This window comes from Macrococcus sp. DPC7161 (genome assembly GCF_004117835.1).
Lineage (GTDB): Bacteria > Bacillota > Bacilli > Staphylococcales > Staphylococcaceae > SDSC01.
In genome coordinates this window covers 1-13,889 of sequence record NZ_SDSC01000012.1, presented here as the reverse complement: position 1 = coordinate 13,889, position 13,889 = coordinate 1, and the positions used below count along the sequence as shown (strand labels likewise).

At 29.3% G+C, this 13,889-nt stretch carries 12 protein-coding genes; all 12 read right to left on the bottom strand.

The genetic code is table 11. The annotated features are described in order from the left end of the window. Positions 1–18: 18 nt before the first annotated feature. Complete coding sequence (locus ER639_RS11500) at positions 19–1,275, bottom strand: nucleotide sugar dehydrogenase (protein WP_129065905.1); 1,257 nt, start codon at positions 1,273–1,275, stop codon at positions 19–21. Between the two features lie 25 nt (positions 1,276–1,300). Continuing rightward, positions 1,301–2,500, bottom strand: a complete 1,200-nt coding sequence (locus ER639_RS11495) for a glycosyltransferase family 4 protein (RefSeq protein WP_129065904.1) — start codon at positions 2,498–2,500, stop codon at positions 1,301–1,303. Further along, complete coding sequence (locus tag ER639_RS11490) at positions 2,497–3,651, bottom strand: O-antigen ligase family protein (protein ID WP_129065903.1); 1,155 nt, start codon at positions 3,649–3,651, stop codon at positions 2,497–2,499. Before ER639_RS11490 ends, ER639_RS11495 begins: the two co-directional genes overlap by 4 nt. Positions 3,652–3,677: 26 nt before the next feature. After that, positions 3,678–4,895: a lipopolysaccharide biosynthesis protein gene (locus ER639_RS11485; RefSeq protein WP_129065902.1), complete on the bottom strand. Its 1,218-nt coding sequence runs from the start codon at positions 4,893–4,895 to the stop codon at positions 3,678–3,680. Positions 4,896–4,919: 24 nt separating this feature from the next. Continuing rightward, entirely contained in the window at positions 4,920–5,993 is a 1,074-nt protein-coding gene (locus ER639_RS11480) for a glycosyltransferase family protein (protein WP_129065901.1), read from the bottom strand. Further along, positions 5,990–7,111: a non-hydrolyzing UDP-N-acetylglucosamine 2-epimerase gene (wecB, locus tag ER639_RS11475; RefSeq protein WP_129065900.1), complete on the bottom strand. Its 1,122-nt coding sequence runs from the start codon at positions 7,109–7,111 to the stop codon at positions 5,990–5,992. The genes ER639_RS11480 and wecB overlap by 4 nt, the downstream gene beginning before the upstream one ends. 2 nt (positions 7,112–7,113) lie before the next feature. Next, complete coding sequence (locus tag ER639_RS11470) at positions 7,114–8,223, bottom strand: polysaccharide biosynthesis C-terminal domain-containing protein (RefSeq protein WP_129065899.1); 1,110 nt, start codon at positions 8,221–8,223, stop codon at positions 7,114–7,116. Positions 8,224–8,255: 32 nt separating this feature from the next. Then, on the bottom strand, positions 8,256–9,278 hold the full coding sequence (locus tag ER639_RS11465) for a nucleoside-diphosphate sugar epimerase/dehydratase (RefSeq protein ID WP_129065898.1): 1,023 nt from the start codon (positions 9,276–9,278) through the stop codon (positions 8,256–8,258). A 13-nt stretch (positions 9,279–9,291) separates the two neighbouring features. Beyond that, positions 9,292–9,996: a CpsD/CapB family tyrosine-protein kinase gene (locus ER639_RS11460; protein ID WP_129065897.1), complete on the bottom strand. Its 705-nt coding sequence runs from the start codon at positions 9,994–9,996 to the stop codon at positions 9,292–9,294. Between the two features lie 9 nt (positions 9,997–10,005). Beyond that, positions 10,006–10,686: a YveK family protein gene (locus ER639_RS11455; RefSeq protein WP_129065896.1), complete on the bottom strand. Its 681-nt coding sequence runs from the start codon at positions 10,684–10,686 to the stop codon at positions 10,006–10,008. A gap of 534 nt (positions 10,687–11,220) precedes the next feature. Beyond that, complete coding sequence (locus tag ER639_RS11450) at positions 11,221–11,574, bottom strand: MarR family transcriptional regulator (RefSeq protein WP_129065895.1); 354 nt, start codon at positions 11,572–11,574, stop codon at positions 11,221–11,223. Between the two features lie 525 nt (positions 11,575–12,099). Further along, positions 12,100–13,889, bottom strand: a 1,790-nt coding sequence (locus ER639_RS11445) for an SdrD B-like domain-containing protein (RefSeq protein WP_129065894.1), incomplete at its 5' end; no start/stop codon positions are given.

Sequence of the window (13,889 nt, the reverse complement as noted above, 5' to 3'; positions counted from 1 at the left end):
TTTCTCCCATATAAAATCCTATGATTCTTTTAATTGACATAAATTTCCAAAGTTATAGTATTTAAATCCTTCATGACTTGAAACGATATTTTTTGTATCTAAAATAATGGCATCTTTCATTTCGCCATTTAAAGCATTTAAATTTTTAAATTCATTATGATCTGATAATACTAATATTAATGAACTACCTTTTACTGCATTTTTAACATTTTGTTCAACAAAACTTTTCTTAACATGTGGATCATAGGCAACTACTTCAATATCTAATTCTCGTTGTAGCATTTGATAAATATCCATAGCAGGCGATTCACGAATATCGTCTACATTTCCTTTGTATGTTAAACCAAAGACAGAAATTTTGTTTGCATTTGTTTTTTCGATAATTTTTTTTGATAAATTAACAACATATTCAGGCATACTATTATTAATTTCACGTGCTTTTGAAATTAACTGACTGTTAACAGGGTCTTTTGCAATAATAAAGTAAGGATCTACAGCTAAGCAATGTCCACCTACACCTGGCCCTGGTAAATGTAAATTAACGCGTGGATGTTTATTTGCCATTTGAATAACATCTAACGTATTAATCTCTAATTCATAACAAATCTTTGCTAATTCGTTTGCTAAAGCAATATTTGTATCACGGTAAGTATTTTCCATTAATTTAGACATTTCAGCCGTTTTTGCATTCGTCTCAATCATTTCACCTTCTACAAATACACCGTAAAACTCTTTTGCCTTTTTAGTACATGCTTCAGTAATACCACCAATAATACGATTATTATGAATTAATTCATGCATAATTTTACCTGGTAAAACACGCTCAGGACAATGTACTAAGTATAAATCTTCTCCGATTGTATAACCTGCAGCTTCAAAGAATGGTTTCACATGATCATCCATCGTTCTTGGCGCAATAGTAGATTCAACAATAACAATATTGCCTTTTTCTAATACTGGCAAAATACTTTCACAAGCTGACATTACATAAGAAATATCACAAGAACGATACTCATCATCTAAATTTGGTGTTGGTACTGCCACGATAAAGCAATCTGCCTTTTCAGGAGTTAAAGAAGCTTTGAACTTCCCAGAATCAATTACTTCTTTTAATGCTTCGTCTAAAAAAGGTTCTTCTAAATGCAATACACCTGAGTTTAATAATTTAACCGCTTCTTCATTAATATCTACACCCGTAACATTCACACCATATTTTGCAAACATAATTGAAGTTGGTAAACCGATATACCCTAAACCGACTGTTGTTAATTTCATGATAAGACTCCCTTTTGAATTAGTTTTATTCATTGATAAGTTTTAATAATTTATCTATATTATTTTCAATCTTAAACTCATCTAAGTATAGCTTATAACTATTTTCTCCATATTGTGATAAATCTTCATTAGTCATTCTAACTGCATTCTTGATAAATAAATCAACATCCGTACTTTCTGACCAAAGACCACATTTATGTTTAATAATATCATCTTTAATATCTGTATTTACATCTGTTGCCATTAATATAGGTTTTTTTGCATTTAATAAGCTTGTTAACCTAGAAGGATAATTTGGTATCGTAAATCTATGATCTAGGAAAATAAGTCCTATATCCGATAACATTACAAGCTGATCATATTCCTCTTTTGGCAATTTACTCATTACTTTAACATTTGAATAATTTAAATATTTGGCATGTTTAATTAACTCATTAGAATGTGTTCCACTTCCAACAATTAAAAGAAAGCCATCTTCAACTTCATTAAATCTTGACATAACCGACTTAATAAAAGGTATACCTTGTGGTGCTCCAATATTCCCACCATATAAAAAGATTTTTTTATTAGAATCGATATCATATTTATTAAATAGTGAAGTCTTATCAATACTATCGTCAATTCTATAATCTAATTCATACAAAGCATTTCGGATAACTTGAGTCTTAGAGTGTATTTCATTATGCGATTTAATAAAATCGATATTTCCAACACTCATACCCCCAACATAATCGGAAATTTTATATAACTGCTTTTCTTTAAATCTAAATAATTTATAAATAGGACTATTCTTACTAAAGATGCCTAAATCCACAGCATTTTGTGGAAAAATATCTTTTAATAATAGATAAGTTTTAGCATTATTTTTCTTCTTTAATTTCAATACTAAATTATTAAATGTAATTGGTGGGGTAGTATAAATAATCAAATCAAATTTTTTATCTTTAAAGTATGTATTAATTGCTTTCTCATACTTACTTTCAATTAACAAAGTATTAATTCCTTTTTTGATGTAAGAAGTTTGAGTAATATCACCAATTAAAACTTTTAATACGTCTATACTATTTGTCTCAATCAATTTAGTCTCGCCACCAAAGCGCTTCTCAGACGGACAAACAACTGAAACATCGTGTCCTCTGCTACTTAATTCATTAACAAAGTCATGGTAAATACCATTTTTCGTCAAATCCTCAAGATTTAATAATGTTAAAAATAAAACTTTCATATGTTCTCCCTTTTAACTATATTATTTTTAAATTTTATATCAACACTTTTTATTGGTATAAAAGCCATTGCTATACTTAAATATAATTCTTTAGGACTTGTTAAATCTCCACTAAACATTGCATTAAAGAATGAAACTATAAATAATATAAAAAAAATAAACTTAGCTTTTGATTGCTTTCTTTTTATAAATAATACTAATATTGATATAAACAATATTAGTATTAATACTCCACCGAATAGAATTCCAAATTCAACAAATGATTCAAGAAGTATATTGTGTGGATAATAAAAATATGAATAATTATGAAACATACCTATACCAATACCATCGAAATTTTCTTTTATTAATCTGAAGGATAAATTGTATAATTCAATTCGTGATTCGTCCTTAATTTTTTCTATTTGGAATCTGTTTTTTATTGTTTCTGGTAAATATAATAGTACTAAGTAAATAGAAGGAATAGATAACAATATCAATATAAATGATGCTGTCAAATTTTTTTTATTTATTAAAATATATTTCATTTCATTAAAAAATATCACAATCATTGCAATGATACATGCAAATAAAGGAGCTTTTGACCCTGTCAAAAGAATGGAAGTCAAAAGCATAAAACTAACTAATAAAAAAATGGGTAACTTAACTAATTTATATTTGTATTTTAGACATATCCAAATAAATCCAAGCGAAATCGCTCTGGCTAACCATATAGGATTACCTTCATTAAATGATAGCCTACCCGTGTCTACAACAGAATCAATGTTAAGTAAAGAAATTATTGAAATTAATATAGAACCGACTAATAATGTATTAAAAAATTGAAAAATATCATTATCATTCTCAAAAATGAAAATTGGAAAAATCATACATATAGTTATTATTATTATCAAATTACTAACTTTTTCCGCATTATAATTATGAGTATTTATATTAAGTAGAATGCTAAATAATAAAAAGAAAATAATCATTACTAAAAAAAATAATTGCTTTCCATAATATTTTCTTTTAAGTATTGTTAGTAATACAAATGTGGTTGGAAAAAAAATAGATATTAACTTTAAATTCAAATTCGAAAATATTGGAATTAGCTCTAACGATCCACTCAGTAAGAAAATTGCAAAACTAATAATTGATAGTCTTTTAAACACATATACCCCTACATTCCATATTATTATTATGAGTATTTATATAATTTTAAATAATAAACTATATAACAAACACAAAGAAACATACAATTTACATAAACAAATTGTACTAATGTTAATTTTAAAATAAAAGCAGATAAACAAGATAAACATGTAAATAAAAATATTGAAAATTGAAACAACAAATCCATTTTTTGCTTAGATATAACGATATTAGCTAGTGAGACAGTAGATACTATTAATCTAACAAAACATAATATCATTAACGGCAGTGAAATCTCCAATATCCCACTCCATTGTTCTCCTAATACAAACGAAATAATATATCCTCCTAGTAAATAAAAAGGTAGGTATATAGATAATCCTAATATTATTAATCCAACAGTATATTTCTTTAATATTGTACGAAAGCTACCATATTTTTGATAATTCAAATGAGCTTGTTGCATAAACAATTTCGAAAGTCCTAATCCAGCAACAACTACAGGTACTGTTAATATTCTTAAACCCATACCATAAATACCAGTGTCGTGATTTGAATATATTATACTAATCAAAAATACAGACAAACTAAATGTTATGCTATTTATCAGTATTGATGGTGATGAATAAATCAATTGAGACAAATTATCTTTAAAAAGATTTAATAAATAGTTACGATCATAATTGTATTGAAAAATCATTTTAAAATGTTTATATCCTATAAATATACCTGCAATATAAGACATTGAAAAACCAGCCATAAGTGCATATGCACTATGGAATATATAGCCAAATATTATTTGAATACTCACCATAAGTACTGTTCTTAAAACCGTAATTAAACTAACCAGATTATATTTTTTTAATAGATTTAAATAATTTGTAAAGATATTTGTTAAACTTACCAATATTAATAGTATAGATAATAAAACTAAATCAAAAATGTGGTGATTATAAAACAATGCATAAACAAAGGTAAATACAGTTATTATTCCTACAATAAATAAACTTATTATAAAAGAGATAACAGCATATCCATTTGCTTCTTGCTTTGATTTTGAATTTATAATCAATAAATCATATCTAGCATTAATAATAGGTATGAAAATTGATGCTAGGTTAGAGAATACAGTGAAGTATCCAAATTCGCTAGGTGTATATAACCTAGAAATTAATGGTATAGTTACTATTAATATGATTTGTGAAAATGCACTTGCAACTATTAAAATAAAAGCATCATTTTTTAAAAACTTATTTATGTTCATAAAAATCAATCGATTCTATCATATTTAATCACCTATCAAACTCAAAAATTCATTATATACTTTTTGGTTGGTATATTTTATTTCTTTTACTTTATTTTCAGCTTTTTCTGATATTTCATTAGTGTTTAGCTCGTTGTACCACTTAAAAATTTCACTTCCAATTCCTTCTAATTTATTAATATCTACTGCATACGAAAGCCCAGTTTCCTCAATAAATTCATTTGTATAAGTATCTACTGTTGTTAGTATTGGTATTTTAAGAAAAAGTGAGTAATATAATCTAATTGATAAGGCAGTATCTAATGCGACATTATTATTGCCATAAATATTATTGATTATATCAGTTTGTTTTAATAAATCTAAAGTCTGATTTACATTAAAACCGTTTAAAAATTCTATATTTGAAATATTATTCTCTTGCGCATACTGCTGTAACATGTCAGTTCCGGTACCAAAATATTGCAAAATAAACCGTTTATCATTTCCTAAAACCTCTATTAGTTTTTTATTTACATCGAAGAATCTTACATTTCCAATAAAAGAGATTTTAATAGGATAGTTTTTCTTGAAAACACAAATTTTATCATTACTTAAAATGCCATCATTTAAACTATGAATCATCCTATATTTATTACTTTTCGGTAAAAAATTTAAAAAACCATCTGAAGATACTGTAGTGAATAAACTATTTTTAACTAATTTAGACATTCGGTGAAATATATATCGGTTATTTTCAAAAAAATAATCTCTAATATTTAATATATATTTGTGTTTAAATTGTTTAATTAAAATATTTTTGAATAAATGCGCCGTATAACTTCCCCAAACTATTATTAATTCATAGTCTTTATTTTTAATTATATCTGTTGCTTCTTTTTTAAATTTTAGATATTGTCTTACCTTTCTTACTTTAGAATCCTTTTGACTCATTTTACACTCAATTTTGTATTTATTAGTACATAAAATTTCTTCATCAATTGAATATCTATCCATATAAATAATATCTAAATCATGCTTATTTAAATTTATATTTTTCAAATAGTGGCTTATTAACGTCATGTGTCTAATATTTGTAGCTGCTAATATTGCTATTCTCATTTCTTCCACACATTTCTATTAATATAATCTGTATATGAAATAATAATTTTCACAACTTTTTCAGACACATTATCAATATCATAATCAGCTACGATACGACTTTGGTTACCCACCGCTTCAATCTGAGCTAATCCTTGTAGTATTCTATCTTTATCAACACCTGTCATCATAACAGTTGCTTCTTCCATAGCCTCAGGTCTCTCATGCGCTTCGCGGATGTTTAATGAATTTAGCCCTAATATCGCTGTTTCCTCACTAATTGTACCACTATCACTCAACACTGCTTTTGCCGATTTCTGTAATTTAATATAATCATTAAATCCTAAAGGCTTTAATGTTTGGATTTTTTCATGGAATTGAATACCTAATTCATCAATTCTCTTTTGTGTTCTTGGATGTGTACTTACGATAACTGGCATATCATATGTTTCAGCAACTGCATTTAATGATTCTACTAATTTCTTGAAGTTTACATCTGAATTAATATTTTCTTCACGGTGTGCTGATACTACGAAGTATTGTCCTTCTGTTAGTTCTAATTTTGATAATACTTCTGATTTTTCAATATCTTCTAATCTTGAATTGATTACTTCTTTCATCGGACTTCCTGTTTTAATTACTCGATCTGCAGGTAATCCTTCACGTAATAAATATTCACGAGCGATTGTACTATACGTTAAATTGATGTCTGAAATATGGTCTACGATTTTACGATTTGTTTCTTCTGGAACACGTTGGTCAAAGCATCGATTACCAGCTTCCATATGGAATACAGGTACTTTTTTACGTTTCGCTGCAATTGCACATAAACAACTGTTTGTATCACCTAACACTAGAAATGCATCTGGTTTTACTTCGTCTAATACTGGATCAATCGCAATTAAGATGTTTCCAATTGTTTCTACTGCTGTTCCATTAGCTGCGTTTAAAAAGTAATCTGGTTTTCTTAACTTGAAATCATTAAAGAATACTTCATTTAATTCATAATCATAATTTTGTCCTGTATGAACAAGAATATGCTCAATCGATGGTGATGCTTCTAATTGATTAATAACAGCTGATAATCTAATAATTTCAGGTCTTGTCCCTACAACTGTCATTACTTTTAATTTTTCCATGTTTAAACCTCCAAGAAATATGTATCTGGATTATTTGGGTCAAACATTTCATTAACCCACATTACCGTTACCATATCTGTATTGCCAAGATTTTCAATGTTGTGTGTATATCCTACTGGGATATCCACTACTTCTAATTTATCTCCTGATACGAAGTATTCAATAACTTTATCTTCATCTGGTTTTCTAAATCGAATCACACCTTTACCTGAAACGACTAAGAATTTTTCATTTTTAGTATGGTGCCAGTGATTTCCTTTAGTAATTCCAGGTTTAGAGATATTTACTGAAACTTGTCCTCTATCAGGTGTTTTCAAGAATTCAGTAAACGAACCTCTTTCATCTTTATGCATTGTTAATGGATAACTGAATTCATCTTCAGGTAAGTAAGATAAATAAGTTGAGTATAACGCTTTTTGTAAATAATTATCTAATTGAGGTAACGTTCTATCTTCTCTATCTTTTTTAAATGATTGAATCGTTTCTGCAAGTTCTCCTAATGTAATTTTTAATTGATTAGGTACCACTACTTGATTTCCCTCTCTAGTAGGATTACCATTTAAAGCTCTTACAAATTCAAAAATTACATCATCAACATAATTTAAAGTGAGTTCAACACTAGGATCATTTACTTGAATTTCTTCATTTCTAGCAACTTTATAACAGAACGTTGAGATGACAGAATTATAATTTGGACGAGACCATTTACCAAACAAATTCGGTAGTCTATAAATATAAATTTGATTTCCATTTTCTTGACCAAATTGTTCTAACAACTGTTCTGCTTCTTCTTTGCTGTTACCATATGGATTATCTAAAGCAGCTTGAATTGATGAACTGAAAACAATCGTTGGTTGATTTTCGTTTTCTTTAATAATAGATAACATGTTTTCTAGGAAGCCAACATTGCCTTTTTTAAATTCACTTACTTCAGTTGGTCGGTTGATTCCTGCTAAATGAAAAATAAAATCAGCTTCTAATAATGCTGTTTTCAAAATTTCTTCGTTTGTCTCTCTTGTGATTTTTGTAATTTCATTTGTCGTATCTCTACTTAGTTCAGAATATAAGTTTTTCCCTAAAAAACCATTTGCACCCGTAATGACGATCTTCATTTAAAATCCTCCTATGATTGACTCACTTCTACTTATTTCTTTTTGAAATTTTTCAATTCTTCTTGAACAATATCAAGTGTAAGTAATGTTTGTTTAATTTCATCTATATTTAATAAGTATGTATTTCGAGAATTATATTCATCAGCTTCAGTATGTTCATGGGAACCTTCTTCCATGTACTGTGCATAATTTAAATCTCTTGCATCAGATGGTACTCTGAAGTAATTCTCCATGTCTTCACTTCTAGCAAACTCTTCTTTAGTTAATAAAGTCTCATAATGTTTTTCACCATGACGAGTTCCAATGACTTTTATTTCATTGTCTGCACCGAATAGTTCTTTTAACGCTTGAGCTAAGTCCCCTACAGTTGATGCTGGTGATTTTTGAACCATAATATCACCTGTATTAGCATGTTTAAACGCATGAATTACTAATTCAACAGCTTCATCTAAATTCATTAAATAACGTGTCATTGTTGGGTCAGTGATTGTTAAAGGTTCACCTTTTTTAATTTGATCAATAAATAATGGAATAACAGATCCTCTTGATGCCATTACATTACCATATCGTGTACCACATATTAATGTTTGTTCTGGATCAATCGTTCTTGATTTTGCGACAAATACTTTCTCCATCATTGCTTTTGAAATTCCCATAGCATTGATAGGGTATGCTGCTTTATCTGTTGATAAACAAATAACTTTTTTGACACCATTTCTAATCGCTGTATTTAATACATTTTCAGTACCAACGACATTCGTCTTTACCGCTTCCATAGGGAAGAATTCACAAGATGGTACTTGTTTCAAAGCTGCTGCATGGAATACATAATCTACGCCATTCATCGCATTATTAACACTTGCTTCGTCTCTAACGTCCCCAATGTAGAATTTCAATTTATTATTATTATATTTTTTTCTCATGTCATCTTGTTTCTTTTCGTCACGTGAGAAAATACGAATTTCTTTTATATCTGTGTTTAAGAAACGTTTCATCACTGCGTTACCGAATGAACCCGTTCCTCCTGTTATCAATAATACTTTTTGATCAAACAAGGTCTACACTCCTTTAATTTTTCTCTTTTTCACCGTAGTAATAGTAATACTCACCATCGTCTTTTTTGTTTAGGTCGTTTAATACAACACCTAATAACTTGGCAGTACATTTTTCTAATTGTGCTTTCGCATCAATAACTTTATCACGGTGCGTCTTTCTTCCGTTTACAACTAATAATGAACCATCCGCCATATTACCTAAAATTTGCGAGTCAGCTACCGCTAACACTGGTGGCGTATCTAATACAATAATGTCATAAACTGTTTCTAATTCCTCTAACAATTTCGTCATTGCTGTAGAACCAAGAATTTCTGCTGGGTTTGGTGGTATTGGTCCCGCTGAAATAAAGTCTAATCCTGGTTGCACTTCTTTATTAATAGCATCAACCAATTGTACTTGACCTGCCACTAAGTTTGATAAACCTTTAACATTCATCATTTCAAACACTTTATGTTGCGTCGGTTTACGCATATCAGCATCAATTAAAATCGTTTTATAACCTGCTTGTGTAAATGAAATTGCCAAGTTTGCAGAAATTGTCGACTTACCTTCAGAAGGTTCAGATGATGTAACAATAATTTTCTTCATGTGAACATCACTTGATGTAAATAATACATTTGTACGTAATGTTCTAAACTGTTCTGAAATAACCGATTTTGGTCGGTTAACAATTTCTAATTGATTGATATTATTACGTCTTGTTTTCTTTTTAAACATAATACGCTCCTATTTCTCAATTGTGTAAATTTTACCTAATGTCGGTAATCCAATATATTTCTCAACTTTTTCGTCAGTATTGATACGTGTATCTAACATTTCTTTAATGAATGCAATTGCTAAACCTAATACTAAACCTAATAAAACTGCAACTAATACGTTCATCATTGGTTTTGGTTTAATTGGTGATCCTGTTTCTTTTTCATCTGCTTTTGAGAAAACAGATAAGTTATCAACACCCATTACTCTCTTAACTTCTTTTTGAGTAATTTCAGCTAATTTATTAGCAATTCTAGCTGTTTCTTGTTTATCAGGGCCAGTTACATTGATTTTCATCAATTGTGAATTTGTTTCACTCGTTACAGAAATACGTGGTTGTAGAGCTTTTTCATCAACTTTTAACTTCAAATCTTCAACAGTTTTTTCCCTAACAACTTTCGAATTTACCATTTGTGTATAAGTATTAATTAATTGAATGTTTGTTTGTACCTCATTCGGCATTGAATAAATCTTTTCATTATCACCTTTTTTGTTTACAATCACTTGCGCCTCTGATTGATACACTGGCTTCATCACAAATGTTGAAATTAATCCAGCTATTAATCCAAATACGATCATTAAACCTAAGATCATTTTCAAATTCTTCTTCAAAATCTCTAATATCTCTCTTAAATCAATAACTTCTTCCATTGTTGCCTCCTAAGATAAATAATCTAACTAAACATAATATAACGATTTCTGATTTTTTTTAAAAGCCAATTGCATGTATATAGATTTTAAAAACCCCTTTTTTTACATTATTGGATGCATAAAGTAGTATAGATATTCATGATTTTTTATTTAATTTGAAATACATATAAATATAAATTTTAAAACCTAGAAAAATAAGTATTTTAAAGTTCATAACTATTGAATCCAAAATTTTTATTTTGAATATTTATTCATTATTAAGTTTTTGTTACATTTTGTTTTTTGTATAAATTATACATATTTATTACCCATATAAATAGACTATTTCATTCTCCATATTTATTCGTTCTAATTATAGTCCTTCATACATTGCTATATATAAATTTTTTATTTCAAAAATAATAATCCTGACATATTATGCCAGGATTATCCATTAATTTTATCTAATCAATATGATTATTTGATAACAAATGCCATTAACTAATTTTAGCTATTAATCGCTTTTATTTCACATCAAGGTTTGGCTAGATAATATTACATATTAAATTTTTTCATTGCTTCATTAAATGATTTAATAATTTCAAGTACTTTATCTTTACTGTCTTCTCTTATTCCTAGTTCAACAGTTCTTTCGTCGTGTGGCAATCTAACTTTAGTAATCAGCTTCGCATCATATAAGTTTTTTACCGATTTGTTTACTTGATTCTTCTTCATAAGTTCTTTTACTAAGATTTCTCTTAATAAGATTGTCTCATGTTCTACGATGATCATTAACATTTGGATATCGTATTTATTTAATCGGTATTGCTTGCTAAACTTATCAACAAATTCCGTCCTTGCTTCTAAATCTTTGTAGAAGCTTTTATTTTCTTCTAATATCTTTTTCATCAATAGCCACGCCTTTCAAAATACTTTTTAGTAAAAACAATATAATTTTAACATGTAATTTACATATATACGAATGCTTTTAATATATTTCATATTTTCTACAATTATTTCTTTTATCACTCTAAATCTCTTCAAATCTTGTATAAGCCCACTAGAAAGAAATCTATGCAATTTACAAATTATATTTACTTCAACTTAATTTAAATTTATTAAAGTGCTATTACATTCTTTACTATACATCAATATCTGTAATGAATAAAGTAAATTCTTTAAAATTATACATTATATATATAAGTACATATATTTTAAGATTTAAATTTTTGAAGTATTTTTATTTGTTTGATTTATAAATATATCCATTCATTAAATTGATAGTACAATAAAACAACCGCTAAGGATGTATCCATAGCGGTTGTTGATATTAATTTTAGTTGTAATGGAGCTTCATAAATAGTCAAGAATCAAAGATGGATTATCAACTACAAAAGTATCATTTCTATCTCGTTCATGGTATCTATTATTACATTACTTTTTTCTTCTTGATGCTAATAAAGCTAATGCTCCTAAAGTTAATGTTAATCCTGATGCTGCACCATTATTTTCTGCTTCACCTGTGTCTGGCAGTGTAACTTTGCCTGTATTCACAGGCTTCATTGGTTGTGTAGGTCCATTTGGTGCAGGTGGTTCTAACTCACCTGGAGTCGTTGGACCATTTGGTACAGGCGGTTCTGTTTCACCTGGTGCTGACGGCGTAGGCGTCTTTGTGCCCTCACCTGGCATTGTTGGTTTAGATGGTGTTGTTGGGCTTTCACCTGTAGGATTGTAGAAACCTGAGTCAATTGTCATGTTATCTTCAGTTAATTCAATTGTAACTACTGAACCATCTGAATCAATTGCATCATTAGTTCCTTTATCCACTCCAGTTTGAATCATACCGGCTGGTGTTTCAAAATAAATAGTATAAGTACCTTTTGGTAAATTATTAAATTCGTAATGACCATTCTTATCAGTCGTTGTTTTAACAATTGAACCATCAGGTTTTACTAATGAAACTGTCACATCTTCTATACCTGGTTCCCCTATATCTTGAACACCATTGTGATTTAAGTCGTTCCAGACAAAGTCACCTAATTTGTATTTAGTTTCTTCAACTACAACTGGTGGGATGACTGGTGGTTTTTCTTTAACAAATCCAGCATCCACATTTGGATTATTTCCTGTTAAATCAACTTGAACAGTTCCTGTTGTAACATTGTTCGTTGGATATTTTGGATCTGAGTTTGTCGTATCATCAGTTCCATCACCATCTGTTGGTACATATCCTGATGGTGTTGTGAATGTTACTTCATATGAACCTTTCGGTAAATCTTCGAACTCATAGTTACCATTCGAATCTGTTGTCGCTGTTACTGTTGTTCCATCTGGTTTTGTTAATGTTACAGTTACTCCTGGAATGCCTGGTTCTCCTGGTTCTTGAACTCCATCTCCATCATCTTCCCATACTTTATCGCCAATTGTGTATTTTGGCTCTTCTGGTGGCGTGACTGGTGGTTTTTCTTTAACAAATCCTGCATCCACATTTGGATTATTTCCTGTTAAATCAACTTGAACAGTTCCTGTTGTAACATTGTTCGTTGGATATTTTGGATCTGAGTTTGTCGTATCATCAGTTCCATCACCATCTGTTGGTACATATCCTGATGGTGTTTCGAACGTTACTTCATATGAACCTTTCGGTAAATCTGTGAACTCATAGTTACCATTCGCATCTGTTGTCGTTGTTACTGTTGTGCCGTCTGGTTTTGTTAATGTTACAGTTACTCCTGGAATGCCTGGTTCTCCTGGTTCTTGAACTCCATCTCCATCATCTTCCCATACTTTATCGCCTAGTGTGTATGTTGGCTCTTCTGGTGGCGTGACAGGTGTTGTCGTTGTTCTAAAACCTCGGTCAATTGTGTAGTTATTCGCATTTGTGATAGTCACATCTTGCGATGCCACGTTTGAGTTATCTCCATCTGTTTGTTCATTCACACTTGTTACTTCTGTGTAATTTGTTGTTGTTCCATCTGGATTTGTCACTGGTTTCGGTGTATCGAATACTACTGTGTAATCACCTGGTTTTAAGCCGGTGAATAAATAATTACCATTAACATCTGTTGTTTGTGTTTCGATTACTGTTCCTGTCGCTTTATCGACTAATTGGACTTGCACTCCTGCGATACCTGGTTCTGTTCCACCATTTTGGATGTCATCTCCATTTGTATCTAACCATACTTTATCTCCGATTTCATATGTTGGCACTGGTGTTGTCGTTG